Origin of the sequence: Mesorhizobium qingshengii, assembly GCF_900103325.1 — a bacterium.
Classification (GTDB): domain Bacteria; phylum Pseudomonadota; class Alphaproteobacteria; order Rhizobiales; family Rhizobiaceae; genus Mesorhizobium; species Mesorhizobium qingshengii.
This window is the reverse complement of sequence record NZ_FMXM01000023.1, coordinates 1-25,361: the sequence shown is the minus strand read 5'-3', so window position 1 is coordinate 25,361 and position 25,361 is coordinate 1. Positions and strand designations below refer to the sequence as shown.

Genomic DNA, 25,361 nt, shown 5'->3' with positions numbered 1-25,361 from the left:
GGCTTGCGGTAACGGCGGCCATGATACGCTGCTCGGTGGCGTCGCACTTCCTGTGGACCCGCTGTCAGCGGCGCTCTTGACCTGAGCCGCTTCCGACGCTGCCCACCCTTGGCTTTCTCATATACGGCATGTATACGATACATATACGAATCGTATGAGGAAATCCGATGGGTATCGTGAACATAGACGATGATTTGCACGATCAGCTGCGCAGAGCGAGCAAAGTATCGTTTCGTTCGATCAATGCGCAGGCCGCCTATTGGATCAAGCTCGGCATGCTGTGCGAGACCAATCCGACGCTCAGTTTCACTGAGATCATCGAGCGCGAGCTTAGTTCCGCGGGCTTTTCGGCTCTACCACTGGTGGTGAGCGAAGCATGACGAAGCAGCCCCGGGAACTGGCGTTGCTGGCCGAATCCGGCCGGTTGCTGGCGTCCGTATTCGGGCTGCTGGATCGAACCTCGCTCGCCGGTCTATCGACACTTCAGGTCAATGAGATGGTCGAGCAATTCATCGTCCGTGATCTCCAGGCCCGGCCGGCAAGCAAGGGCCAATATGGCTATGGTTTCGTGTTGAATTCCTCGGTGAACAATGTGGTCTGCCACGGCGTTCCATCGCAATCGAACGTGCTTCGGGATGGCGACATCGTCAATTTCGACATCACGCTCGAGAAGAGCGGCTATATCGCGGATTCCAGCAAGACCTATCTCGTTGGTCGGGTGAATCCAGCCGCCAAGAGGCTGGTCCAGACCGCCTACGAAGCCATGTGGATGGGCATCCGGACGGTTCGCCCGGGCGCGCGGCTCGGAGACATCGGCTGGGCGATCGAACGACATGCCAAGCGAAATGGCTATTCCGTGGTGCGTGAATATTGCGGTCACGGCATCGGCCGGGAGATGCATGAGGAACCGCAGGTTTTGCACTTCGGCAAGCCGGGAACTGGCCTCGCGCTGCGGGAGGGCATGGTTTTCACGATCGAGCCGATGCTCAATCGAGGCCGACGGAGTGTCAGAACCGAGGCTGACGGCTGGACTGTGGTGACGAGAGACGGATCGCTTTCCGCACAGTTCGAGCACACCGTTGCCGTTACAGCTTCCGGCGTGTCGGTGCTGACGCTGCGGCCTGACGAACCAGGCCCAGGACCCAATTAAATTGGCTCTCGGCGGTGGCGGCGGCTGGTTGAGCCAACGGCAGCGCGAGGAGGCGCCGCTTGGGTGGTCTGATCTGGTTGAACCTGGATATGAGCCACGATCGCCGCCGCCATTGATGCTGGCACATTGAGCAAGGCGAGGGCTTCGGCAACCTGGCTGCCCCAGCCTGCCGGGGCCGCCGCGGGCTTCCCAAAATTGTCGGCGCCGGTCAGAAGTCCGCGTGCCGCGTGGAACCCCAGGGCACGATAGGCCTCGAACTGTTCCTCGGTGAAGAACTGGTCGACGGTCGTTTCGTGCGGAAAGGTTGGATGTCGCTTGAAGTAGTCGAGGATGTAGTCGTTCTCATCGCCGCTCAATGACGATTTTATATAGATCAGGACGCCAGTTTCGTCGTCGTCATATTTTATGATGCCTATGGCGGCATGCGGGCCATGCCGGCCGGGCGGGCCGCCAGGCCCATAGGGAGCGCCTGGCGTGATGCCGAGTGAATTGGCCTGGATCGCTTGCCATCCCAGGTCAATTCTCACACCGAGATCGATGCGTGCCATGACCTCCAGATTGACCAGCGATGGAAAGGTCAGGGCCGGATCAGCCTCGGCGTCGACCGCCAGGATGACCTTGCAGCGGCGGCGCAGCAACTCGTAGATGCCGAGGTTCTCGATGTGGCCGCCATCGGTCAGGTACACGTTGAGCATGTTCTCGCTCAGAAGGCCGGTTGTCTCCGCCGCGAAATACCATGTGCCGACATTCGCGACCCATCGGTTCACCCAGCTCTTGAACGCCTGGATCCGCATAGGATTGGCCAGCCAGTAGCCGAGGCGGATGTTCAGGAGCGAGAGGCTGAATGTCAGGATCTTGACGGTCTGCCGTCCCATGTTGGCGGACGCCGCCGCGCCCGAAGTCGCCATTGCCGTGGCGAGGCTGAGGTCGGGCACCACGCGCTCCATATCAGTCGACCGGACATAGCCGGTCGACTGGCTGCCGACATGGAGCGGGCTGAAAATGAAATTGTCGGCGTTGCGCCCACGCTTGTTGAGGTCCTTCGAACCCTCGAGATTTATGGCGGCGTTCGACAGGAGATAGGGCGAGAAGGCTGCGCCCTCCTTCCAGCTTCCGGCTTTCTTGTCGAATGGCTTCAACGAGGAGAATTTCCAGGTGTCGACCGCTTCCGACGGTTTCTTGCCTATGGTCTTCCTCTGCATCAGAAAGGCACGGCTGAGGCGGTCGCGATAGAGCCTGTGGAGAGAGTTCGAATTCGGCCCGATCAACAGGCAGACAGCCGAGAGAGCCAAGGCGACGCCCAGATATGTTGCGCCGATCGGACCAAGTCGGGAAAGCGGCCATATCTGCCAATGGGCATACCAATCCCCCTCGCATTGCGTGATCGCTTTCAGCCAGCGCGGGGTTTCCACGCCGCACCACTCGTCGCCTTTCCGGATCGCCCAGTAACTCAGGTATATGTATGCTACCCACAGCATGAACGGCACGATCACGGCGGCAAGGTACAGGACAAATCGGCTGCTGTTTTTCTTCATCGCCGCACTCCAGGTCACATCGCCGAGCGACGCCTCCGCGAGTTTGGCCAGTTTCTGCGCGACGGAAATCAGCACCGCCACCGTCGGGACCAGCACCGTGGCGAGCGAGGGCAGAATGCTCGCGAAAGCCGCGAGCAAATCCTGAAAGGGCTGCGCCAGGACGATGACTTCCCTGGCCGAGGTGATCTGTTTGTCGTTGGCGTTCGCAAGCATCCCGGAAAGGACCAGGGGCTGGATCTCGATGATGGCCGAGGCGAGCACCAGCGCAACCAGCGCGCCCAGGGCACGGCCGAGAACTTCGCGGCTCTTCAGCGTGTCCCTGCGAAACGCAAGCGACGTGTAGAGGGCGCTGCCGAACATCAGCAATGCCGCCAGCGCGGCAAGAACCATCGTATACGCAAAGTGCTTCATGGTTGCGCCGAGCATCGACAATTTCGAGGCCGAAAAGCCGAAAATGCCGGGCGTCATCAGGTCCGATACGGTTGGATTGATCAGGATGGTGAGTGCGGCAAGCAGCAACAAGGCCGGCAGAACGATCAAGGCATTGACCAGCAGGCCGCGTATCACCAGCGCGATGGTCACCAGATAGTCCGGGGCGCCCGCCGGCGCCAGGAAATTGGAGAAGTCGCGCAGATGCTGTGTTTCCGGCGTTTCCGCTTCGTCGAGCCGGCTTTCGAAAGGGAATGAGCGATTGTCCTGCATCATCCCGGCCACGACCGAGGTGCCGATATAGCCACCGCCCGAGACCGTGGAGAGATAGTCGACGGCATCGAGCGGGCGCGGACTGCCCGCCGGCGACAGAGACGCCAGCGCCTGCAAGACGCCGAGGCCGTACGAGGCGGAGCGCATGCCCCCGCCCGACAGGGCTATCCCGGTAAGGTTGCTGGTTTTTTCCGTCCGGACCGTGCCGCGCTGTGGGTCGGATTTTGTGTCGTCGAGGGCCGCGTCGCCGCGATCGACAACAAAATGGCGAGCGGCCTTGCTTGCGGCCTGCGACCTGCGTTCGGCCACCATGCCGTTGCGTATGGCGTCGCGACGGAAATTGATGACGCTCAGTTCGCGACGAAAGACATCAACAAAATTCAGGAGCACGCTCGATCTCCGTTATTTGGGAACCGCACGCTGTCTGTATTGTAGGGAGATATCCTTGCGTCACTAAAGCGCGTCCCGCCGGCCATGTCCATGGGCGCGGGCGGGATGGCCTTATCTGCCTTGTCGGATTGCCTAGTTCTTGTCGACCGGCTTGGAACGCATGCGCGACACCGTCTCGCGTTCGGCGCGCTTGGAGCGCAGCGGCGGCAGGCCGCGGTCGATCAGGTCCATGTCCTCCAGCACCATGTCGCCCATCCGCTTGAAGGCGATGTCGAGGGCGCCGGCGCGGTGGGCAGAGCGCAGGAAGCCGGGCAGGGCACGCACCGGGTGGTCCTGCGCCAGCGGCTCTTCCGGGAAGACGTCGCTGGCGGCGACGATGTGGCCACTTTTCACCGCCGCCATCAGGGCCGGGAAGTCGACGACGCCGGCGCGGCTGAGCAGGATGAAGGCGGCGCCCTTGCGCATGCTGGCGAAGGCCTCAGTGCCGAGAAAGCCCTGGTTCTCAGAGGTGACCGAGGCGACGACGAAAATGAAGTCGCTGGTCGACAGCACCTCGTCGAGCGAGGCCGGCTCGACGCTATTGTCGATGAGGATCGACGGCGGCAGCCAGGGATCGAAGACCTTTGTGCGGGTGCGGAAGCCCGTCAGCAGCCGGTTCAGCGCGCGGCCGAGATCACCGAAGCCGATGATGCCGACATCGGCGCCGGACAAGAGGCGGGCTGTCTGGTTGCCGTCGCCGCCCCACAACTCCTTGCCCTGGCGAAAGGCGAGATCGGCGTCGACGATGTTGCGGGCGAGGTTGAGCGCCATGGCGAGGCCAAGTTCGGCCACCGGCTCGGCGAACACCAGGCCGGTGGTGACGACATGGATGCCGCGCGAAAACAGCGTTTCATAGGGCATGTTGTTGAGGAGGTTGGTCTCGACGTTGAAGACGCAGCGCAGCGCCTTCATGTTTGCCAGCGTCTCGGGCGCGATCGGCGGCTGGCCGACAATGTAGCGGGCTTCGCCCAGCACGTCGGCCGGCAGCTTGGCCACGCCATCGGGCGTCGTCTCGACGATGCGGTACTTCGCCCTGAAGCGCGCCAGCTGGTCCGGCGTGAAGATGAGATCGAGCGTGCGTGGTTCCGGTGCGCTGATGACCAGCGGCAAGGCGCTGTTTGACATGGCAATTCCTCCCGGGCGCGATCCGCTGGCGCCTCTCTCGATGGATAAAATACCTCCGATTAAACGATTTACAACCGCGAAAAATCGATTTACTCATTTTGGCGGCGGATAGAGAATGCTGATATCCGCGCCTCGGGAGGAGGAGCAATGGCGCATCGGCAAGCCCAGCAGCGGCGTCCGTCGATCCACGACGTGGCAAGCCGCGCCGGCGTGTCCGCCGCCACCGTCTCCAAGGTCATGGCGGGCGTCACCACGGTGAAGCCAGAAAACGCGCAGCGCGTCTTCGATGCCGTCGAGCATCTCGGCTACCGTGTCGATCCGCTGGCCTCCGACATGCGGCGGGCCAAGCGGCGGATCATCGGAGCCATCATGCCGGAATTCGAAAGCGAGTTCTTCGGCCAGATGGTCAGCCAGCTCGAGAGCCTGGCCGAGCAGCGCGGCTTCACGCTGGTGGCCGCATCCAGCCGCGAATCCGAAGCGCGCGAAACGGAGATCCTCGCCCGCATGCATGACTGGCGGGTGGCCGGCGTGGTGCTGGCGCCGGTGCGCAACGAGCATGGCCCGGCGGCCGCGTTCATGAAGGCCAATGGCATGACCGGCGTGCTGATCGACCGCGTGCTGTCGGACGATGCCTTCGACACCGTGTCGGCCGACAGTGCTTCCGCCAGCGCCGAAGTGGCGCGCGAGCTGATCGGCAAGGGCCACCGCCACATCCTGGTCATCGGGCTTGGCGAACAGGCGGCCACGGTGCGCGCCCGCCTCGACGGTTTTCGCTCGACCGCGCTCAAACTGGCGCCGGACGTCCGCATCGATGTCGTGCTTGCCGAAACCGATGTCGAACCGCTCAGGGCCCAGTTGCGCGACTACTTTGCAAAAGGCGAACGCCCGACGGCGGTCTATTCGCTGTTCCTCAAGGGCACGCTGGTGGCGCTGTCCGAATTCCGCCGGCGCGGCTGGCACTGCCCCGACGATATCTCGCTGGTCGGCTTCGACGATGCCGAATGGATGCAGGTGACATGGCCGGCCATCGCCGCCGTGGTGCAGCCGGTGCGCCAGATCGCCGGCCACGCGATGGAGGCGCTGTTTGCCAGGATTGAAGGCGAGGAGGGGCCGCCGATCGCGCGGCTCGAACCTTGCAAGGTTTTGATGCGGGAATCCGTTGGCTCGCCAGGCAACGTCCCGCATTCCGGGGGAGGAAACCGACAATAGCCCCCATTGTCGAAGACGGAAGGCAAACGCCGCGCCTGGCCTCGGCTCGCGGCACGTGACATCAACCGGAGGAAACCAAAATGAAACCGTTCGCTCTGAAGATAAATCGATTTACTTTGGCTTTGGGCGCGGCGATCGCGTTCTCGGCCATCTCCATGGCCAAGGCCGAGGATGGCGAATATGGCGTGCTGATGAAGACGCTGGCCAATCCGTTCTGGGGCGCGATGGCCCAGGGCGTCGAGGCCGGCGCCAAGGAAGCCGGCGTGAAATACTTCCAGCAAGCGGCCGAAAGCGACCAGGCGGCCGAGCCGCAGCTCAATTTGTGCAACACCATGCTGGAGCGCAAGCCGGCGGCGATGATCACCGCCGCCATCAACTCGACAAACCTGCTGCCGTGCCTGAAGGCGGCGCAGGACGCCGGCATCAAGATCGTCGACCTCGACAACAATCTCGACCAGGCGGTGCTCGACAAGGAAGGCATCAAGGTCACCTTCCACATCGGCTCCGACAATGGCGCGGCCGGCGCGCAAGGCGCGGACTATCTCGTCTCCAAGCTCGGCAAGGACGCCAAGGGTCCGGTGCTGGTGATCGAGGGCCTGTCCGGCAACATCACCGGCGAGAAGCGCGCCAAGGGCTTTGCCGACAAGCTCAAGGAGCTGGCGCCGGGGCTGGAAATCGTCGCCTCGCTGCCGGGCGACTGGGACCGCGGCAAGGCGGCCTCGATCGCTACCGACACGCTGACGGCGCATCCCGACCTCGTCGCCATCTTCTGCGCCAATGACGGCATGGCGCTCGGCGCGGTCGAATCCGTCTACGCCGCCGGCAAGGGTCCGCAGGTGACGATCATCGGCGTCGACGGCAATTCGGATGCGGTGAAGTCGATCAAGGACGGCCGCCTCAACGCCTCCGTCGCGCAGCTGCCCTACCTCGTCGGCAAGCAAGCGGTCGAAAACGTCAAGAAGGCGCTGGCCGGCGAAAAGGTCGAGGACAGCATCGCCGTGCCGACCCTGGTGCTGACCAAGGACGTGCTCGACGCCGGCAAGGAGCCGATGCTCGAATATGTGAAGTAGGAAGGGAATAGGCAGTAGGCAGTAGGCAGTAGGGGAACCAGGCATGTTCCGCCCTTGGAGCTGATCTCGATCGACCTTCTACCCCTACTGCCTAATCCCCACTGCCTACTGCCCTCATAAAAGGTGCAACCAAATGTCATTCTGGTCCCGGGTGCAGCGCGCATCCGTCGAGCGGCTCCACATTCGCCTGGAATCGCTGCTGGTGCTGGTGGCGCTTAGCGCCGTCATGGCGGTGCTGTCGCCCTACTTCCTGTCGCTCAGCAATTTCCTCAACATCCTGCTGGCCACATCGACGATCGGCGTGCTGGCCATCGCCGCCACCTTCGTCATCGGCTCGGGCGGGCTTGACCTGTCGCTCGGCTCGGTGATGGGGCTGGCCGGCGTCGCCGGCGCCTTCGTGGCGGTCAATCTTGGCTGGCCCTCGGTGCTCGCGGTCTGCGCCTGCATCATCGCCGGCGGGCTTGCCGGCTACATCAACGGCCAACTGGTCACCCGCGCCTTCGTGCCGGCCTTCATCGTCACGCTCGGCATGCTCGGCCTGGCGCGCGGCTTGGCACTGGTCATCTCGCAGGGCAGGGCGATCTACGGCCTGCCGCCCGCAATCGTCTATATCGGCCAGGGCCGCCCCTTCGGCATTCCGATGCCGGTCATCCTGCTGGTGCTGACGGCCGTCGTCGCGCACTGCCTGCTCGCCTATACGCGCTTTGGCCGCCACACGCTGGCGCTCGGCGACAGCGAGGGCGCGGCGCGCGCCGCCGGCATCCGCGTCGAGCACCATCGCCGCATCATCTACACGCTGTCGGGGGCGCTCGCCGGCCTTGCCGGCCTCTTGTTCACCGCCCGCGTCAACGCCGGCGACCCGACCGCCGGCATCAACTACGAGCTGACCGCGATCACCGCGGCGATCATCGGCGGCACCAATCTGTTCGGCGGCCGCGCCTCGATCCTCGGCACCATGATCGGCGCGCTGATCATGGGCGTGCTGCAGAACGGGCTGACGCTGCTCGCGGTGCAATCCTACTACCAGCAGATGGCGATCGGCGCGGTGCTGATCCTGGCGGTCTTCATCGACCAGTACCAGGTGCGCAAGGAGTCACGCGTATGACCCTCCTTGTCCTCAACGGCATCCGCAAGAGTTTTGGTGCGGTCGACGTGCTGCATGGCGTCGACCTCTCGGTCGAGGCCGGCGAAGTGCTCGGCCTCGTCGGCGACAACGGCGCCGGCAAGTCGACATTGATGAAGACCATCACCGGCATCTACCGGGCGGACGCCGGCTCGATCGAACTCGGCGGCAAGGACATCCTGCCGCTCGACCCCGGCCAGCGGCGCGAACTCGGCATCGAGATGATCTACCAGGACCTGTCGCTGGCCAGGCAGCAGGACGTGGCCGCCAACATCTTCCTCGGCCGCGAGCCGACGAAGAAGCTGTTCGGGCTCATTCCAGGCTTTGTCGACAAGGCCGAGATGGACCGCCAGGCGGGCAAGATGATCGAGCGGCTGGGCGCGCACCTGCCGTCGATCAACCGCTCGGTCGGCTCGTTCTCGGGCGGCCAGCAGCAGACGGTGGCGATCGCGCGGGCGCTGACCTTCAACCCCAGGCTGGTCATCATGGACGAGCCGACGGCGGCGCTTGCCGTGCGCGAGGTGCAGAGCGTGCTCGACCTCATCCGCCGGCTGAAGTCGGAAGGCATCGCCGTCATCCTGATCTCGCACCGGTTGAACGACGTGCTGGCGGTCACCGACCGCATCGTCGTGCTGCGCCATGGCCGCGCCGAGGCCAATCTGGTCACCGCGAAAACCAACATGAATGAAGTCGTCAGCCGCATCGTCGGCGGCGGCGACACCAGCGCCGCGGCGGCGCACGAACAGAGAGGCTGAACCGATGAATACCTTTGGACTGCACACTTTCGCCATCGCGCCGGTCTGGGACCTCGACCTGATCGAGCCGCAGATGGAGCGGCTGAAGGGGCTCGGCATCGGCCTCCTGGAAATCCCGCTGCTGCGCCCCGAGGAGGTCGACACCAGGCGCACGCGCGCTTTCGCCGAACGCTGGAATATCGAGCTTATTCCGTCGCTTGGCCTGCCTGCCTCACTCGATGTGGTGGCGCGGCCGGACGAGGCGCTGGCCTTTCTCGGGCCGGCCTTCGGCGTCTGCGAGGCTGTCGGCAGTGCGGCACTCGGCGGCGTCACCTATGGCACGATCGGCAAGACCTCGGGCCGCGCGCCGACAGCTGATGAAATCGACGGCATGTGTAGCTTCCTGGCGCGCGCGGCCAAGGCCGCCAAGGCGCATGGGCTGAAGCTCGGCATCGAGCCCTGCAACCGCTACGAGACGCATCTGATCAATCGCGGCGTAGACGCTGCCAAAATCATCGAGCGCGTCGGCGCCGACAACATCTTCATCCATCTCGACACCTATCACATGCATATCGAGGAAGAGAGCTTCGAGGCCGGCTTCAAGGCCGCCGCGCCCTATCTCGGCTATGTCCATGTCTCGGAAGCCAATCGCGGCGTGCCGGGGCGCGGCATGCTCAACTGGGCGGCCTGCATGAAGGCGATCGCCGGCATCGGCTACAGCGGCGCAATCACGCTCGAAAGCATGAACCATGTCGATGCCGACATCGCCGGCGGGCTCGCCGTGTGGAGGCCGGTAGCCGACAATCCCGACGACGTCATCGGCGTCGGCCTGCCGTTCCTGCGGGCGGAAGCGAGGAAGGCCGGGCTGACGCTGGGGTGAGGGTGCCTTTTAAGCTGTGGCAGCCGTCCGTGGCACAATTGACACATGGCACCAAATTGGCTCTTCTGGCCCGGTATCCAGCGAGGAGGGTATATCCATTGAAGAAATATGAGAAGCCAACTTTGCAGAAGCGGGACAGGCTTTCGGTCGTCACGGCCCAGGTTGGGCCGTCGTCAGCTCCAACGCCGCCGCCCTGAGCGGTTGAACGTCTGACGGGTTCGCCCGGTGAGGCGAAAGCACAAGGGCGCGATCGGTTGATCGCGCCCTATTGCATTTTGGCCACGGCCGCCGGCCGCTGGCCGAAATGCCGTATCTTGCGGCCGATGATCATCAGCTGGCGCGCGGTGTTGTTGCGCAGGCGGCGCATGCGCCATTCGAGTCCGGTGCCCGTGGTGATCGACCTGGCGTAGTAGCTCACACGCATACCGTCCTCATCGGTGGCCACCTTGACCGGGTCGTCATAGAAGGCGCAGATCTTGTCAGCCGCCATGCCCGGGGTTTCGAGCCAGCGCGGAATGTGAACCGAATAGAGCTGATCGACATCGGCCATCACCCGAGTGATGCCGACGCCCGGCGTTGGACATGTCGTGCAGAAGGCGTCGCCGATGAAGACAACCCCGTCACGGCGATGCCCTTCCGTCCGCGTCAGATCGATCGGCCTGATCTCGACTGGCCCGCTAACCTTGAAGTTGCCGCACTGCGCCGCGATTTCCGGCATCATTTCGCAAAGCATTTTCTGCGGATCCTTGCGGAACGCCCTGGTCCAAGGCTCGTTCGCCTGGCGATAGCCGAACATGTTCGCACGCATGACACCGCCGATGGGAAACACGCTGATATAGGCCATACGGTCTTCGGGTCGGCTGGAGAAACAGGTGACGGCCTGAAAGCCGCATTCGCTCGGCGTGATCGCAAGATCGAATCCGATCGACAGCGAATGGCCCTTGGACTCCTCGATGCGGCGCACGCCGATGGCGCGCCGCACCGCCTCGCTGTGGCCGGTGGCCACCACAAGCAGCCGCGCCTCGATGATGGCGCCAGTGTTCAGGACAAGCCGCTGCTTGTCCGGCCCGGTGGTAATCTCGGTGACCTTGGCCACGGTGACCGGCACCTGGGGCGGCAAGGCGGCGCGCAGGCCGTTGATCAGCGCGCCGTAGGAAAATCCGTATTCCACGCGCCGTTCGCGGGCGAACAACTGGCCAAGGCGAAAGACATGGATGTCGTCCATCGGCGTCATCAGAGGCAGGACGATCGAGTCCAGGCCCAGCTTCTCGAACAGGCGCCCCTGGCCCGTGCCAAGCTTCTCGGCCCTGAACTCGTCGGGATGGGTGTGGTGCGGATCGATCAACGCGACCTTGCGCCCGTCTCTGCCCAGCAGCGTGGCCAAGGTCGTGCCGGCCAGTCCGGCGCCGACAATCGCCACGTCGACCGTCGTCGGCTCGGCGTCTCCAGCAGGTCTTTCAGGGTCTTTCTGGCTGCTCATCATGCTTCTCCGGGCCTTGTCCCGAGTATCTCTCTGCCTCGATCAACCTCAAGCAACCTTTGCGTGAGGCTGGTGGTAAGCAATGTTTAGGTTAATCCGCCGCCACGCTTCCAGCGCGGCGCGATCGCCGAGCCGTCGATGAACTCGAAGCCGCCCGCCTCGTTTAGCGTGTGCAGCTTGCGCCCACTCCATAGCTCACCGGGATTTAAGATCGTTTCAACGACCTGCTCCATGCCGGTCGGATCAAGGCGCGAAACGCGGGCGATGCCGAGGGCGGCGCCATAGCTCCGGCGGCAGTCCTGCACGGGGCGGATGAGGTCGTTGCCGCGTTTCACCATGCGGCCGGCCGGCCTTGCCGAGGCAATATCGATCAGCACGGGATTGTTCGGATGCGGCGTCCAGGGCCCGCGAAAATCAGGCGCCGACCACAGATGCAGCGCGTCGGAAAAGGCACCTCCGCCATCCCGGATGGTGCCTCCACCATCCCTGACGGTGGCGAACATCCACCAGCGTCCGCCATGCTCGACCAGCGTGGCGTCACTGGCAACGACGCCGGACAGAAGCGTCGATTCCTTGACCCAGCCGCCGGGGAAGGCGGTCGCGCGGTAGAGGTCGACCGTGCCGTTGGCGCAGCTTTCCGGGATCATCCAGACCTCGCCGTCGCGCTCGAAGACGAAGGGGTAGGAGAGGTGGTAGGGCAGTTCCAGAACCGGCCGCGGGCTTCCGAGCGGCCCCGCCGGGCCGAACGACACGGCGGAGATGATGGCCTTGCCGAGCCGGTGAATATAGTCCTCGACGAACAAAGTGAGCCGGCCCTGATGCAGGATCGGAAAAGGATCGGCGTAGAAGCGACTGCCGTCGTCCGGCAGCACTTGCCAGCCCGATGCCGGATGCGCGCGCAGCTCGAACAGATCCCTGCCTTTGGTCTCACGCCAGCCGACCTTCCAGTGCGGCGCGTTGTAGCAAAGATGATAGATCTTCTGGACGATCCGCCGCGCCAGCGCCTTGCCCGCCCTGACGCCAAGCTTGCCGGCCGAGGGCATCGGCGGCGGGGCGCCAGCCCGCGCCGCCTCGGGCAGCGCCGGCAGGGCGGTGGCCTTCGCCGCGCCCGTCATTGCCGCGACGACCAGGGTTGCCGTGCGCGCCAGCACGTCCTGGAAGGAAGCGAGCGCGATGCCGCCATATTCGGTTCCCAGGCGCCCGGCGGCAATCGCAACGCCGTTCTCCTCGATCTGGGCAAGCGGCGTCCGGCCGTCGAGGATCAAGGCCAGCAAGGCTTCTTCTCCACTGGCGCCATCGTAGGTGACGCGCCAGACGCGGGTTGCTTCCGGATTGACGTCACCGCAGAGGTCGAGCACCAGGTCGGGGGAAGCGGGCTGCTCCGTGCGGTAGGGAGCGAGGTCCGAAAGTGGCACGCGTTTCGCCAGCCCGTCGCGGGACAGGCCGTGTATCGCCGTTTCAAGTTGGAACAGGGCTTCCGCGCCGCGTGGGATGCCGCCGCCGGCCGGCCGGGCGTCGACGGACACCGTCACGTCTGGAAGCACGGCCAGGCGTTGGAGCAGCGTGAGGTGAAAGGCGCGGACGCATTGGCTGTCCAGGCGAAGGTTTACCCGCATATCGGACGCTCGGCGGTCCGGCGCATATCATCGCCAACGCAGCCGGCCCGGTTCAAACATTGCCCCATCTATGTCGGCCTCCTGCTACGCGATCTCAACACTCTGGTTTCCTTCTAAGCAAACCCCGTGCCAAAATTCCAAGGAGGTGCGAACATAATTAATAATGTTTTAACAATTGGAGGAATAGCTAGGCTCACGCCGCAATTTGGTCTTGCAGGCAAATGGAGTATTGTAGGAGGCAGCTATGCTATCATCTCTGCCCAGCGTTCCTCAGCAATACTTTCCGGAAGCGGGACCGGTGGATTCGGCGTCATCATACGCACCTTCGACGGTCGAGCTTGGCGACCTGAAGCGCATATTGGTGCGCCGTCGCCTGTGGATCATCGGCACCGCCGTGCTGCTGACGCTCGCGACCCTGCTCTACGGCCTGCTCACGCCCGCGCTCTACAGCTCGGTGGCGGAAATCATCGTCGATCCGCAGGACCTGCAGGTGGTCACCAACAATATCAATCCGAGCGGGCTGGCACCCGACGGCGGCATCACGCAGGTTGAAAGCCAGGTCAGCGTGGTCCAGTCGACGGGCGTGCTGCTGCGGGCGATCAAGGCGACGAACCTGACGGCGGATCCGGAATTCAACGGGCAGGGCCTGCTGTCGCGCCTGCTTGGCTCGGGCCCGGACCAGAAGGACAGGACGCTCTCGACCCTCGATGCGCTGCGCAGCCGTCTCGCGGTGAAGCGGGCGGACAAGGTCCTGGTCATCGACGTGATCGTCACGGCCAAGAGTGCCGACAAGGCCGCGCTCCTGGCCAACGCCATCGCGCAGGCCTATCTGGCCGACCAGGCAAACGCGCGCGCGCAAGCCGCCACGGATGCGTCGAAGTCGATCACGGCGCGGCTGGACGAACAGCGAAAGCGCGTTCAGCAGGCCGAAAACGCCGTCGAGGCCTACAAGGCGGCCAACAATATGGTGATGGCGGCGGGCACCCTGGTCAGCGACCAGGAACTCACGGATATCAATACACAGCTTTCGGCGGCGCAGAGCCGCACCGCGACGCTGAAGGCGCAGGTCGACCAGCTCCGCAAGCAGAACGGCACGGCCGATGCGACCACGGAAGCGATGCGCTCTTCGGTGATTTCGAGCCTGCGGGCACAGGAAGCAACTCTTGTCGACCAGGTCTCGCAGCTTGGCACGGAACTGGGGCCGCGCCATCCGTCGATGATCGCCGCGCAGCAGCAACTGCGCGACACGCGTCAGCTGATCGCGCGCGAGCTCGGCCGGATCCAGACGGCCGCCGAGACCGACTACGAGCGGGCGCTCGCCAACCAGCAGGCGCTGGAAGCGAAGGTCGCGGGCATGAAGAGCAAATCCCTCGACACCGACCAGGCATCGGTGCGGCTGCGCGAACTGCAGCGCGACCTCGAGGCGGTGCGTTCCGTCTACGCGACCTACCTGCAGCGAGCCCAGGAAACGCGCGAGCAGATCAACGTCGACAGCACCAACGCGCGCGTCATCTCGGATGCCATGCCGGCCCAGAAGAAAAGCTGGCCGCCACTGGGGCTGCTTTTGTTTGGCGCGGTGTTTGGTGGATTGGGGCTAGGCACCGGCCTGGCGCTGATCGCGGAATATTCCTCGCCGACAGTGCTTTCCAGCAACCAGATGCAGTCGGTGATCGATGCCCCCGTGCTTGGCATCCTGCCGGCGGGAACGAAGGCTGGGCGGCGCTGGTGGCCCTTCGGCGCGAGCCCGGCCGCCGCGGCCAGCCAGAAGACGGACGCTGTCGTCGGCCTGGCGCTGCGGCGCATGTTCACCTCCGGCAGGCGCCCGCCGGATTGGCCGCTGGTGCCAAGCATTCTGGTGACGTCGCCGCCCGAGGATGGCGCGCAGCGCAACAGGATCGCGCGGCTGATCGCCAACGCGGCGGCTGCCAGGGGCAGCCGCGTCCTGTTCGTCGACACCAACGCCAGCAACGGCCAGAAGGACCCGCAGCCGGGGATACTCGATGTGCTGCGCGGCGAGTATGCGTTTGAGGCCATCAGCCGATATGCCCCGGGCAGCAACGTTGCCCTTCTGGGCAGGGGCCGGCCGAAGGCGGTCTTCCAGGAAGCCCACGGCGTCTACTTCGCGCAGCACATGTTGACCCAGGCGAGCCGGAGTTTCGAACTCGTCGTCGTCGATGGCGGCGCGCTCGCCGAGAACCTGAATGCCTCGCCGCTTGTCGCCATGGTGGACGAGATCGTGCTGGTCGCGCGGCTGAACGCCACGCCGATGCGTGACGTGACGGCGACGGTGCAGGCGATTTCCGTCATGGGGCGGGTGCCGACAGGCGCGCTGCTGGTCGACGAGGTGGCTTGACATGGCCTCCGGCTGGAGCGGAACCGCCTCGACCCTTAGTGGCGTCGCGCCCCGCGCCGGCACCTCCATCGATGCGGTGACGCAGATCGGACTGATCGTCGCCGTGGCGGTGCTGTTCAGCGTCTCGGGCGGCATGCTCTGGCTGCTGGGCTACAATTACGATGGCCTGTCGGGCAGCGCGGCGACCAAGATCCATCCCTCCACCTATCTCATCATCCTGCTGTTTGCCTGGCGTGCGTGCACGTTCGGCAATCCGGTCGGCTATTGCGTCCACGTCGCCGACCGGCGGCCGGCCACCGCGCTGATGGTCGTCATCTCCATCGTGCTCCTGGCCGTCGTCATCCTCAGGCAACGGCCCGGCATGGCCGGCATGATCGACACGTTCGTGGCTTCCGGGCTCCTGGTGCTCTTGCTCGGCGAGGACGACGAATGGACATTCGCCCGGCTGCCCACCGTCATTCATGCGATCATGACGGCCAACGCGCTGCTCGCCCTCGTCGAGTTCGCCACCAAGACGCTGCTCTTCCCCTATCGTTTCGATGGCGAGGTGTTCGCCACCGACCTGCGTTCGAGCGCGCTGCAGGGGCATCCGCTGGTCAATGCCACGCTGACGTCGATCTACGTGCTGGCGCTGCTCAGCGGCGCGAGATCGCTGCCGGCGCCGCTGCGGCTGGCGATGGTCGGCCTGCAATGCGCGGCGCTCGTTGCATTCGGCGGCCGGTCGGCGATGGTGGTGACCATCCTCCTGGGCGGCAGCTATGTGCTTTTCCACGGCTTTCGCAAATTGCGCACCGGACGCGTCAACCTGCTCGGCGCCGCGCTGGCGAGCATGCTGGCCGCGCTGCTGCCGGTTGCCATCGCCGTCCTGGCCTCGCAGGGCTTTTTCGATGCACTGCTTGGCCGCTTCGTTTCGGACGGCGGCAGCGCCAATGCCCGCGTCGAGATGTTCGAGATCTTCAGATATCTGGAGCTGCGCGACGTGATCGTCGGGCCGAGCGTCGATCTCGTCGAGAGCCTGCGCCGGATCAACGGCCTCGAATGGGGTATCGAGAACCCGTTCATCCGCATGACGGTCTACCAGGGCGCCTTCTTCACCCTGTTGATGATGTCCGGCTTCGGGCTGTTCATGCATGAGGTGGCGCGCCGCTGCCATCCCGGCGTCTGGCTGCCGGTCGTGGGCTGGCTCATCCTCCTCAACACCTCGGAAAGCATCTCCTCCAAGACCACGCTGCTCACCAAGATCGCCGTGCTGTGCCTTGCCCTCTATCGGCCGGCGCGCGCGGTGATGAGGCCGGCCAGAGCAGTTCCTCGTTTCATGGAAACGCAGAACCGCTCCACATCTTTTTGATGCAATTGCCGTTTCACAAAGCTTAATCAACTGGCTGCCGCCGATGGCCGAGATGAGGCCGTTGACGGCCAGTCCGCTGCTCCGGTGATTTCGCGAGAAGCGGACATACGTGGTGTCGGCATGTAAAGTCGTCTGTCGGCCCATTTCCAACGCTAATGCCTAGCGAAGCATCTAGCGAGTTAATGGACATGGTACGCGGGAAACTGCCATTCGCTGCTATCCAAACAACCGTCCGCAGTTAGGCATGCGCATGAAAGTTCTGATAATCGCCGCCTCGCGCACGTCTGAGTGAGCATGAACGCTGCGTTGATCGCTTTGAATAGCTTATCTGCCGAAGCCGCTGTGCCCTCCGGTAGGTCTGAGACCTTGGTCCAGCTATCGAAATCTTTTAGCATCTAGTACCTGCATCCCATCGCTGCCCGATTGCAAATGCCGCATACATCGGTGCTTTAATTGATGTGGCAGCAGGCCAATTAGCTTTTCTCGTTCACGCTTCTCAGCTCCAGCAAGGTGGGGTTCCCACGTGATCTTTCAGCGCTTGCGTGAATGCCTTGACTTTCGCGGGTGGCGCCGGGAGGGCGCGCAGGAGATAGATTCCCGAAGGCCTCTCATTCCACCTCTCCCTCGATATCGTCAGGCGTACAAGATCACCCGCCTTTACTGAAGGTCCCGATACCCAGCTTGGGAGGAACGCAACGCCCATCCCGGCCAGCGCAGCCCCGTTCAGCGCTTCAAAATCGTCCGACCGGAAGACAACGTGCTCACAGGTCTCCCCTGTCGGCGCGCCGAGAATCGAAGACCACCCAAGAAGATCGTTGCCATGGAGCTTATCGAGAAGGCGATGATTGCGAAGCGCGGCTTCGCTTTCCGGCACGCCGTGCTGCTCAAGATATGCAGGACTTGCCACGAGGATGCGATCGTGAGGTGCCAGTTTGGTTGCGATCAGCGTGCTGTCCGATAGCTCCCCCATTCTCACCACTAAATCAAGGCGCTCCGCGACCGGGTCGGCCAGCCGTTCGGTCAAGTCCAGCTCTACATGCAAACTTGGGTATTGCTGTGCAAGCGATGCCAGAACAGGAATGACATATCGTTTTCCGAAGGTCGGGAAGCAAGCGAGCCGCAATGTGCCGCTGACCTCGCCATCGAAAGCTGCCACCTCGGCATGCGTATCGGCCAGTTCATCGAGCAAGCGCTGGGCGCGCTCGAAGAGATGACGCCCCGCGTCCGTTAACGACAGTGCCCTTGTCGAGCGGACAAGGAGTGGGACTCCCAGGTCCTGCTCGAGCGCATCGATCTGTCGAACGATAGCCGAGGGAGTGACAGCCCGACGCCGAGACGCAGCCGAAAAGCTGCCCGCGCGGACGACGTCGACATAAACCGCCAGATGTTCGGCGAAGCGTGGGTCCCTCATCTTTGCCTACGACGCAAAACCGTTCCGCCCATTCAGTTGGTTATCATCCAAGGTCATCAGGAGCACATTCCTTCTCGTCAACGGGCAGTTTTGCTCACCAAACACAAGGAACACTCCCATGGTCAAGGTCCTCGATTCACTCCTCTCACAGTCCGCCTATTCCGCAGAGATCGACGTTCCGCTCGAGAAGATCGACATCGCCGATTGGCTCTTCAACTTGCCAGAAGCGGAATATCTTCGCTGCTGCCCGCCCGACCACATTGCAGCGGGCGTCACCTGGACGGACGACGGCCGTCGTATGTCGATCAATGTCGAACAGATCGGCTCGGGCCTCGTGGTGCAGCACTATGTCGCCGAGGTCGCCGAACCAACCTATTGCCGGATGAACTCAATCTCGGATGTATTCACTGCCAATGGCAGGACCCAGGTCAATGTCGTCTGGGAACTCTCTGTTGAGAAGATTGACGACCGCAGGTCGCGCTACACCAACAAGGTCACAGCCCATCCGACGGATGCGTTCATGACCTTCATCCAAAACCATGGGGTCACCTACGAAGACGCCGCCGCAGCCCGTCAGACGGCAGGCGGAGACCACAACCGTCGCGAAACTCCGCTGTTTGCTGCCAGCATCGCCCGGCGCGCGCTTTCGAAGTAAGGAGCCTTGCGATGAAAGCGATCATCTTCGATGACTTCGGAAGCGCCGATGTAATGCGACTTGCCGACGTCCCTATGCCCGAAGTGCGTCCCGACGACCTCCTGGTGAAGGTCATGGCGGCAGGTGTCAACCGCGCTGACCTTCTTCAACGCGAAGGTGTCTACGGTTCTCGGACTTACGGCGATAGTAGCATTCTGGGCCTTGAGGTCGCGGGAGAAGTGATAGCCGTCGGAAACGCAGTCAGCGACTATGCCGTTGGCGACAGTGTCATGGGGATTGTCGGCGGCGGCGCCTATGCCCAGTATGCGCGCCTCGACAGCGGCATGGCGACTGTCATTCCATCCGGCATGTCCTTCACCGACGCCGCCGCAGTCATGGAAAGCTTCGTGACAGCCTGGGAAGCGCTGGCAAATCTCGGAGGAATCGCGAAGGGCGAACTCGTTCTCGTCCATGCTGCTGCAGGCGGCATCGGATCGGCTGCGGTCCAACTTGCAAAGGCTCAGGGCGCGACAGTGCTGGCCACTGCGTCTGGAAACAACATCGAAAGGGTACTGGCACTCGGCGCGGATGCCGTTTTTGATTACAGGCAGGTCGACTTTGAGGCAGAGATCATTGACGTGACAGCCTCACGCGGTGTGGACCTGATCATCGACTTTGTCGGCGGGTCCTACTTGGCCCGTAACATCAGAAGTCTTGCGCCTGGCGGTCGGCTTGTTCAGGTCGGCCTGTTGGGGCGTGATGACAATGCCATCATTCCCCTCGGTACCGTTCTTCACAACCATCTGCAACTGCTGGGGACGGTCATGAAATCCAGATCTCGGGCAGAGAAGAGAAAGATGATCCGGCGGTTCAGGGACCAGGTGCTGCCGATGATGGGCAAAGAACTTCATCCCCTCGTTGGAGCAACGTATCCGCTCTCGGCAACCTCGGATGCCCATCGTCGCATGGAAGCCGGCGGTGTGTTCGGCAAAATCGTTCTTGGCGATTTTCATCCGTGATGCCGAAAGTAAGATTCCGCTCTTGAACGGGATAGGAGTGACGGACCTACCCTCAGATATCGGCGTACAGATTACGAAACATCGTCGCGGGTGCGTCTGCTTATAGGCGCGCGCCGCGATGACTTCTATGACCGAAATCGGGCGCAACTGCGACCTCCGGCGTGGCCGCCGCTTAGTGTCTGCTTTCAGTAGTTGGCAGGACTGGGTTTTACAGCCGACATGCGGCGGAAGACAGCTATTCAGTAACAGCAATAGAAACGGCTGGTTTAAGGCTGATGCTGGCAAATGACTCGGTACCACCGCCAGGACCAATGCTATTCAGCGGCAATAGGTGCTTGCTTGTGCTGGATAGCACTACACTCGCCTCACCGACAGCCTGCGCCAACCGATCGAGGATCGACTGCGAGGCGGGGATGCCTTCGACGAAGTCGCGGTCGACGGCATAGACCGCGGTCGGCAAGGTGAATGCCTCGAAGAAGCCGAACAGCGGACGAAGCTGGTGCTCGACGATGAGGGCATGCCGATCTCCGCCGCCCGTAGCCGTCAGCAGAACCGGCTTGCCGCGCAACGCGGCGGGATCGACCAGGTCGAAGAAATGCTTGAACAGCCCGGTATAGCTGCCCTTGTAGGTTGGCGATCCAACGACGAGTACATCCGCCGATATGATCCGTTCGAGGATGTCTCTCGCTGTAGCCTCGAGATCATGCGCGCGCCTTGCCGCAGGAAAGGAAGCGCCGAGGTCCGCGATGTCGTAGACGTTGGCCGACAGTCCATTGCGGCGCGCAACATCTCTGACGATGTGCTCGACGAAGGCATATGTCTTTGACGGCCGGGTGATGTTGCCGGAAAAACCTACGACCGTTGGTCCAGACATCGTAGCCTCCCTTCTATTCCTGTTTGTTGTCGGCCCTGTTGTTGTCTGCAGGACGTCACGAAGCGGATGCGGCGACTTTCGATCGCACCCGCCCGAACTCCACGTCCCAGCTGCGCTCCGCAGGTGCGGCTTCACCGCTCAGTCCGAGTTTGGGGAAAAGCAGTTCAGCGACGTTGAACGCCTCTTCCAGGTGTGGATAGCCCGACGCGATGATCGTTTCGATGCCGATGTCCTGATACTCGCGAATCCGCGCGGCAACATTTTCGGGATTGCCGACCAGCGCCGTTCCCGCGCCGCCGCGCACCAGCCCGGGCCCTGCCCACAGATTCGGACCCACGACCAGCCGATCGCGCCGGCCCTGGTGAAGCGCCGACATGCGCTTTTGGCCAACGGACTCCGAGATGTTGACAAACCCGTTCTGGGCTTCGGCGACAAGGTCGTCGGTGACGTGGCTGATCAGCCGGTCGGCTGCGGCCCAGGCCGCCTCCTCCGTTTCGCGGACGATCAGATGTATGCGAAGGCCGAAGCGCATTGTCCGGCCTTGCGCCGTCGCGGCCACCCTGACGCGGCCGATCTTTTCTGCAAGCTGGTCCACCGGTTCACCCCAGCTCAGATAGGTGTCCACGTGCTTTGCGGCGATGGCGATGCCGGCGTCCGAAGAGCCTCCGAACCAGAGAGGCGGATGCGGCTGCTGAACCGGCGGGAAGGAAATGTCGGTGCCGTGGGCGGAGAGGTACTTGCCCTCGAAGTCCGCCGGCTCACCCGAAAGGATACGTCGCCAGATGGTCAGGAACTCGTCGGTCTGCGCGTAACGTTCGCCATGGCTGAGTTTGTTGCCGTCGCCGGCGAGATCGGCCGGGTCGGCACCGGTGACGACATTGAGCAGGACACGGCCACCGGAAATGCGGTCGAGCGTGGCAGCATGACGCGCAAACAGGGCCGGTGTTCCGCTGCCCGGCCTAAGCGCGACGAGGAACCTCAGCCGTTCGGTAAGAGGGATCAGCCCGGCCGCCACGATCCAGGCGTCCTCGCATCGCGTTCCCGTGGGCAAGAGCACGCCCTTGAAGCCAAGCCGGTCGGCGGCCTGGGTGATCTCCCTGAGATATCCGAAGGTTGCCGGGCGGTGCCGCTCGTCCGTGCCGAGATACGGTCCATCGCCATGGGTCGGCAGGTACCAGTAGAGGTCGAGGGGATGGTTGTTGCTGGACATCGGATTGTTCCTTTCAGCGATACGGAAGTGTGTGGGCGGGCAATCGTCAGATCTTGCCCTTCCAGGGGATGAGGCGGTGCTCCAGCCAGCGCATGCCGCTGGTGAAGGCGAAGGCAAGGATGGCGATGACGATCAGGCCGACGAAGACGACATCCGTGGCGAGGAAATTGGCGGCCGACATGATCATGTAGCCAAGGCCCGACTGGGCGGCGATCAGCTCGGCCGCGACCAGCGTCGACAGTCCGGCGCCAATGGCAATCTTCAGGCCGGTCATGATTTCCGGCAATGCGGACGGCAGGATGATGCTCGTGAACAGTTGCAGCCGGCTGGCGCCAAGCGACAGCGCGGCATTGATCCGTTCAGCGGGCACTGACCGGACGCCCGCCTGTGCTGCAAAGCAGATCGGCGCAAAGGTCGACAGCGACAGGAGCACTATCTTGGAGGTCTCGCCGATGCCCAGCCAGATGATCAGCAGCGGCAGGTAGGCGAGCGGCGGCAAGCCCCAGTAGAGATCGATCGGAACGCTGAAGATGCCCTTGACCCAGCGATTGAGCCCCATCAACAGGCCGAGCGGAATGCCCAGGAAAATGCCGACGCCGAGCGCCGCAGCGATCCGGGTAAGGCTGGCGAGCGTGTGGTCAAGCAACGTGCCGTTGGCATAGCCGTCGGCCCAGACGGCGCTGAACTGGGTCAGGACTTCGCCCGGCGACGGCAGGAAAAGCGGCGACGCCCATTCGAAATGCGCAGCGAGGAACCACAACGCGATCAGCGCAGCCAGCGTGATCAGGCTGATGCCGAGCGTGCTGGTCGATGCGGATCGACGCGGCCGAGGCGACGGCGCGCGCTGAGCCGTCGAAGAAGGGAATGAAGTTGCGGAATTGGCGGCAAGCGTCATTGCAAGGTTCCTGTGCGGGCGCCTTCCGGCTGGTGGATGAGCGAGCGAATTTCCTGCCGCAGCTCGATGAAACGCGGGTGCGACTGGATCGGCCCGATGTCGCCTCTCTCAGCGAAGTCGCGAACGAAGTCGGCGTCGAACCGGGCGACGATTCGGCCTGGCCGGGGCGACATCACAACGATGGTCGTGCCGAGCATCAGGGCTTCCTCGATCGAATGGGTGATGAACAGGATCTGCTTGCCGGTCTTGGCCCAGACCGAGGCCAGAAGCTGCTGCATCGTCTCTCGCGTCAGGCTGTCGAGGGCACCGAACGGTTCGTCCATCAACAGGATCTTCGGATCGGTGGCCAGCGCCCGCGCGATGCCGACGCGCTGGCGCATGCCGCCGGACAGTTCGTAGGGCGGCTTTTCGGCGAAATCGGCAAGCCCGACCAGTTCCAGCAGGCGCCGTGACCGCTCATGGCGTTCGCCGCGCGACATGCCCCGGTATTTCAGGCCGAGCGCGACATTGTCGAGAACATTGGCCCATGGCAGCAAGGTATCCTTCTGGAAGACGACGCCACGATCGCCGCCGGGCGCGACGATCTCCTTTCCGTCCAGTGTGATCGAACCCTCGCTGAGCGGCAGGAAGCCGGCGATCGCGTTGAGCAATGTCGACTTGCCGCATCCCGAAGCTCCAACGGCGACGACAATGGAATCCGGAGCGATGTCGAGCGAGACGTGATCGAGCGCATGAACGTCCGGGCCGTCCGAGGCTGGAAAGGTGACGCTGGCATCGCGAATTCGAAGCATGGAGACCTCCAGGCGGTCTGGCCGGCGGGATTTCCGCCAGCCAGAACCGAATGTCGTTCGGGGATTTCTAGTTGGAGGCCTTGGCGGCTTCCGCATATTGCGGATCGGCGGCGGCGGCGTAACTGTCCTTGATGGCGGTGATCTTCTTCTGGCCCTTCAGGAAGCCCGCTGTATCCTTGAGGATTTTCGCAACGGCGCTCTTGTCGCCGCCGCCCAACCATTTTTCGGAAACCTGTTCGTCGAGCGGCGGAACCACCGTCGTCTTCAGCTGTTCCGAATTCTCGGCTGCAGTGCCGCCCTGCAATCTGGCGATCGCCTTGGCGCTATCGGAGTCGGGTCCCCAGGCGGCCGGGTTGGTCAGGTAGGACGTGGTGTAGCCGTCGATCAGCCGGACATACTGACCGAGGAAGTCGGGATTGGCCTTGGCGAAATCGCCGGTCACCACCAGCGCGCTGAAGGTCGGCGCGCCACGATCGGCGACCTGCCCGGCTGTCAGCAGCACCTTGCCGTTCTTCTTGAGCTCGGACAGTGCCGGATCCCAGACGAACGCCCCGTCAATGTCGCCGCGCTTCCAGGCAGCGACGATCTCCGGCTGCGGAATGGCAATGACCTGGGTTTCCTTCTCGGAAATGCCTTCCTGCTTCAGCACAGCGAGAAGCTGGTAATGGTCAGTGGAGACGGGTGCCGCGGCGAGCTTCTTGCCCCGCAGGTCGGCCGGCGACTTGATCTCGGGCCGCACCACCAGGGCTTCGCCGTCACGAGAGACCGACGAGATGTAGAACGCCTTGACGTCGATGCCCCTGCTGACGGCTGCGGCGAACGGGCTCGAGCCGACATCGCCGATCTGGACGTCGCCGGATGCGATGGCGGCGAAGATATCGGCGCCGGAATTGAACCGGCGGAACTCGATGTCCCAGCCGGTCTTCTTGGCGATATCACCATTGGCGATACCGAGATTGTATGGGTTGGCTCCGGTCTGGTAGGCGATGACGACTTTCTTCTCATCGGCATGCGCAGCGGTCGAAGCGACCACTGTGGCAACCCCGAAAAGAGCGGCAGAAATTAGCTTTCGCATGGGCTTCAATCCTTTTGAACCGAGGTCACAGCCTCGTTTGCCGGCCCACTCGCGGGCCTTAGATCCAAAGTCTACTGAATTTATAGACTTAGATAGAAATGAAATCCTAAAAACGAGCGTTCGATTGAAAAATTGATCAGCTTAAAGCGAGGAGGTCGCTGTAGTGATGATCCGCGCGCAAGCGCGCCGTGCTCGTTGGCCGGGATGCCTGGGATCAGTCGCGTGAGTAGCTGATTGCCAAGCTACGCCTACAGCCTTGGCCCGTTAATCACAGCGATCCATTGTCCCTTATGGCAGGACGGCGACCTACGGCGCGGTTCCCGGCAATGTCCGCTAGAAGGCGGCGACAGAGCTAACTTCAACGGCCGAGATGCGGCGGTGGGTTCAATAGGTCGCCGCAACACTCTTAATCTGAGAGGATGAGGAGGTGTTGCATGGTGACGTCACGGATCTGGTTTACGTCAGCGCAGAAGGCCGAGCTTTGGGAGCGATGGAAGCAAGGTCAGAGCATTTCGTCGATCTCGCGGGCACTGGACCGCCGGAACAAGACCGGCGTTCAGCGGATCGTATCCTTACACGGCGGCATTGCTCCGTCAGCAAGGCGTAGAGCGGCCTCGGCGCTCGGGCTGGCGGAGCGCGAAGAAATCTCTCGCGGGATCGCGGCGGGTCTCGCAATCCGCGCTATTGCACGAAGTCTC

21 protein-coding genes and 2 pseudogenes are annotated in these 25,361 nt (G+C 63.2%); 12 read left to right on the top strand and 11 right to left on the bottom strand.

The window, feature by feature from the left end; translation table 11 throughout:
• Positions 1-167 precede the first annotated feature (167 nt).
• Complete coding sequence (locus BLS48_RS27870) at positions 168-380, top strand: ParD-like family protein (protein ID WP_091584860.1); 213 nt, start codon at positions 168-170, stop codon at positions 378-380.
• The gene (gene map, locus BLS48_RS27865) at positions 377-1,150 is read left to right on the top strand and encodes a type I methionyl aminopeptidase (RefSeq protein WP_091584858.1); all 774 of its coding nucleotides are present in this window, start codon (positions 377-379) and stop codon (positions 1,148-1,150) included. The genes BLS48_RS27870 and map overlap by 4 nt, the downstream gene beginning before the upstream one ends.
• Here map and BLS48_RS27860 read toward each other — a convergent pair.
• Both BLS48_RS27860 and BLS48_RS27855 read right to left on the bottom strand, forming a co-directional pair.
• Positions 1,147-3,777: a patatin-like phospholipase family protein gene (locus tag BLS48_RS27860; protein WP_143019523.1), complete on the bottom strand. Its 2,631-nt coding sequence runs from the start codon at positions 3,775-3,777 to the stop codon at positions 1,147-1,149. The two genes, map and BLS48_RS27860, sit on opposite strands and share 4 nt — an antisense overlap.
• A 132-nt stretch (positions 3,778-3,909) precedes the next feature.
• Positions 3,910-4,941: a hydroxyacid dehydrogenase gene (locus BLS48_RS27855; RefSeq protein ID WP_091584856.1), complete on the bottom strand. Its 1,032-nt coding sequence runs from the start codon at positions 4,939-4,941 to the stop codon at positions 3,910-3,912.
• Between the two features lie 147 nt (positions 4,942-5,088).
• Here BLS48_RS27855 and BLS48_RS27850 point away from each other — a divergent pair, with 147 nt between their 5' ends.
• From BLS48_RS27850 to BLS48_RS27830, 5 genes are all read left to right on the top strand, one after another.
• Positions 5,089-6,150, top strand: coding sequence for a LacI family DNA-binding transcriptional regulator (locus BLS48_RS27850; protein ID WP_091584854.1), 1,062 nt, complete (start codon positions 5,089-5,091; stop codon positions 6,148-6,150).
• A gap of 80 nt (positions 6,151-6,230) precedes the next feature.
• Positions 6,231-7,220, top strand: a complete 990-nt coding sequence (locus tag BLS48_RS27845; RefSeq protein ID WP_208604677.1) for a sugar ABC transporter substrate-binding protein — start codon at positions 6,231-6,233, stop codon at positions 7,218-7,220.
• Between the two features lie 133 nt (positions 7,221-7,353).
• Positions 7,354-8,325, top strand: a complete 972-nt coding sequence (locus BLS48_RS27840; RefSeq protein WP_091584851.1) for an ABC transporter permease — start codon at positions 7,354-7,356, stop codon at positions 8,323-8,325.
• Entirely contained in the window at positions 8,322-9,098 is a 777-nt protein-coding gene (locus BLS48_RS27835) for an ATP-binding cassette domain-containing protein (RefSeq protein ID WP_091584849.1), read from the top strand. Before BLS48_RS27840 ends, BLS48_RS27835 begins: the two co-directional genes overlap by 4 nt.
• Before the next feature lie 4 nt (positions 9,099-9,102).
• A complete protein-coding gene (locus BLS48_RS27830; protein WP_091584848.1) occupies positions 9,103-9,957 on the top strand; it encodes a sugar phosphate isomerase/epimerase family protein in 855 nt (284 codons plus the stop codon).
• A gap of 265 nt (positions 9,958-10,222) precedes the next feature.
• On the opposite strand, the gene BLS48_RS27825 is transcribed toward BLS48_RS27830, so the two are convergent.
• The gene (locus tag BLS48_RS27825) at positions 10,223-11,437 is read right to left on the bottom strand and encodes an FAD-dependent oxidoreductase (RefSeq protein WP_091584847.1); all 1,215 of its coding nucleotides are present in this window, start codon (positions 11,435-11,437) and stop codon (positions 10,223-10,225) included.
• 86 nt (positions 11,438-11,523) lie between these two features.
• Positions 11,524-13,053, bottom strand: a complete 1,530-nt coding sequence (locus tag BLS48_RS27820; protein WP_091584846.1) for a glucosamine inositolphosphorylceramide transferase family protein — start codon at positions 13,051-13,053, stop codon at positions 11,524-11,526.
• A gap of 298 nt (positions 13,054-13,351) precedes the next feature.
• Here BLS48_RS27820 and BLS48_RS27815 point away from each other — a divergent pair, with 298 nt between their 5' ends.
• Both BLS48_RS27815 and BLS48_RS27810 read left to right on the top strand, forming a co-directional pair.
• Positions 13,352-15,406 carry a GumC family protein gene (locus BLS48_RS27815; protein ID WP_244529926.1) on the top strand — a complete coding sequence of 685 codons (2,055 nt, stop codon included), beginning with the start codon at positions 13,352-13,354 and terminating at the stop codon, positions 15,404-15,406.
• A 1-nt stretch (position 15,407) separates the two neighbouring features.
• On the top strand, positions 15,408-16,754 hold the full coding sequence (locus tag BLS48_RS27810) for a VpsF family polysaccharide biosynthesis protein (RefSeq protein WP_091584842.1): 1,347 nt from the start codon (positions 15,408-15,410) through the stop codon (positions 16,752-16,754).
• A 496-nt stretch (positions 16,755-17,250) separates the two neighbouring features.
• Here BLS48_RS27810 and BLS48_RS27805 read toward each other — a convergent pair whose 3' ends face one another.
• Together BLS48_RS27805 and BLS48_RS36370 are read right to left on the bottom strand one after the other, a co-directional pair.
• Positions 17,251-17,943, bottom strand: coding sequence for a substrate binding domain-containing protein (locus tag BLS48_RS27805; RefSeq protein WP_244529937.1), 693 nt, complete (start codon positions 17,941-17,943; stop codon positions 17,251-17,253).
• A 36-nt stretch (positions 17,944-17,979) separates the two neighbouring features.
• Positions 17,980-18,165, bottom strand: a pseudogene (locus BLS48_RS36370) (helix-turn-helix domain-containing protein); the annotation flags it as partial.
• Positions 18,166-18,283: 118 nt separating this feature from the next.
• Here BLS48_RS36370 and BLS48_RS27800 point away from each other — a divergent pair.
• Together BLS48_RS27800 and BLS48_RS27795 are read left to right on the top strand one after the other, a co-directional pair.
• Complete coding sequence (locus tag BLS48_RS27800) at positions 18,284-18,820, top strand: hypothetical protein (protein ID WP_091584838.1); 537 nt, start codon at positions 18,284-18,286, stop codon at positions 18,818-18,820.
• A gap of 11 nt (positions 18,821-18,831) precedes the next feature.
• Positions 18,832-19,818, top strand: a complete 987-nt coding sequence (locus BLS48_RS27795; protein WP_091584836.1) for an NAD(P)H-quinone oxidoreductase — start codon at positions 18,832-18,834, stop codon at positions 19,816-19,818.
• Positions 19,819-20,053: 235 nt separating this feature from the next.
• Here BLS48_RS27795 and msuE read toward each other — a convergent pair whose 3' ends face one another.
• The 5 genes from msuE to tauA all read right to left on the bottom strand — a co-directional run bounded on the left by msuE (position 20,054) and on the right by tauA (position 24,663).
• A complete protein-coding gene (gene msuE, locus BLS48_RS27790) occupies positions 20,054-20,692 on the bottom strand; it encodes an FMN reductase (protein ID WP_091584834.1) in 639 nt (212 codons plus the stop codon).
• 55 nt (positions 20,693-20,747) lie between these two features.
• Positions 20,748-21,902, bottom strand: coding sequence for an FMNH2-dependent alkanesulfonate monooxygenase (gene ssuD, locus BLS48_RS27785; RefSeq protein WP_091584832.1), 1,155 nt, complete (start codon positions 21,900-21,902; stop codon positions 20,748-20,750).
• A 46-nt stretch (positions 21,903-21,948) separates the two neighbouring features.
• A complete protein-coding gene (locus BLS48_RS27780) occupies positions 21,949-22,797 on the bottom strand; it encodes an ABC transporter permease subunit (protein WP_091584830.1) in 849 nt (282 codons plus the stop codon).
• Entirely contained in the window at positions 22,794-23,588 is a 795-nt protein-coding gene (locus BLS48_RS27775) for a taurine ABC transporter ATP-binding protein (RefSeq protein WP_091584828.1), read from the bottom strand. Before BLS48_RS27775 ends, BLS48_RS27780 begins: the two co-directional genes overlap by 4 nt.
• 67 nt (positions 23,589-23,655) lie before the next feature.
• Positions 23,656-24,663, bottom strand: a complete 1,008-nt coding sequence (gene tauA / locus BLS48_RS27770; protein WP_091584826.1) for a taurine ABC transporter substrate-binding protein — start codon at positions 24,661-24,663, stop codon at positions 23,656-23,658.
• 434 nt (positions 24,664-25,097) lie between these two features.
• Here tauA and BLS48_RS35990 point away from each other — a divergent pair.
• Positions 25,098-25,361: pseudogene (locus BLS48_RS35990) on the top strand (helix-turn-helix domain-containing protein); the annotation flags it as partial.

Bases quoted from the DNA above. Each gene is read 5' to 3' on its own strand.
- BLS48_RS27870 (WP_091584860.1), top strand. From the start codon at position 168: ATGGGTATCGTGAACATAGACGATGATTTGCACGATCAGCTGCGCAGA.
- map (WP_091584858.1), top strand. From the start codon at position 377: ATGACGAAGCAGCCCCGGGAACTGGCGTTGCTGGCCGAATCCGGCCGG.
- BLS48_RS27855 (WP_091584856.1), bottom strand. From the start codon at position 4,941: ATGTCAAACAGCGCCTTGCCGCTGGTCATCAGCGCACCGGAACCACGC.
- BLS48_RS27850 (WP_091584854.1), top strand. From the start codon at position 5,089: ATGGCGCATCGGCAAGCCCAGCAGCGGCGTCCGTCGATCCACGACGTG.
- BLS48_RS27845 (WP_208604677.1), top strand. From the start codon at position 6,231: ATGAAACCGTTCGCTCTGAAGATAAATCGATTTACTTTGGCTTTGGGC.
- BLS48_RS27840 (WP_091584851.1), top strand. From the start codon at position 7,354: ATGTCATTCTGGTCCCGGGTGCAGCGCGCATCCGTCGAGCGGCTCCAC.
- BLS48_RS27835 (WP_091584849.1), top strand. From the start codon at position 8,322: ATGACCCTCCTTGTCCTCAACGGCATCCGCAAGAGTTTTGGTGCGGTC.
- BLS48_RS27830 (WP_091584848.1), top strand. From the start codon at position 9,103: ATGAATACCTTTGGACTGCACACTTTCGCCATCGCGCCGGTCTGGGAC.
- BLS48_RS27825 (WP_091584847.1), bottom strand. From the start codon at position 11,437: ATGAGCAGCCAGAAAGACCCTGAAAGACCTGCTGGAGACGCCGAGCCG.
- BLS48_RS27820 (WP_091584846.1), bottom strand. From the start codon at position 13,053: ATGCGGGTAAACCTTCGCCTGGACAGCCAATGCGTCCGCGCCTTTCAC.
- BLS48_RS27810 (WP_091584842.1), top strand. From the start codon at position 15,408: ATGGCCTCCGGCTGGAGCGGAACCGCCTCGACCCTTAGTGGCGTCGCG.
- BLS48_RS27800 (WP_091584838.1), top strand. From the start codon at position 18,284: ATGGTCAAGGTCCTCGATTCACTCCTCTCACAGTCCGCCTATTCCGCA.
- BLS48_RS27795 (WP_091584836.1), top strand. From the start codon at position 18,832: ATGAAAGCGATCATCTTCGATGACTTCGGAAGCGCCGATGTAATGCGA.
- msuE (WP_091584834.1), bottom strand. From the start codon at position 20,692: ATGTCTGGACCAACGGTCGTAGGTTTTTCCGGCAACATCACCCGGCCG.
- ssuD (WP_091584832.1), bottom strand. From the start codon at position 21,902: ATGTCCAGCAACAACCATCCCCTCGACCTCTACTGGTACCTGCCGACC.
- BLS48_RS27780 (WP_091584830.1), bottom strand. From the start codon at position 22,797: ATGACGCTTGCCGCCAATTCCGCAACTTCATTCCCTTCTTCGACGGCT.
- BLS48_RS27775 (WP_091584828.1), bottom strand. From the start codon at position 23,588: ATGCTTCGAATTCGCGATGCCAGCGTCACCTTTCCAGCCTCGGACGGC.
- tauA (WP_091584826.1), bottom strand. From the start codon at position 24,663: ATGCGAAAGCTAATTTCTGCCGCTCTTTTCGGGGTTGCCACAGTGGTC.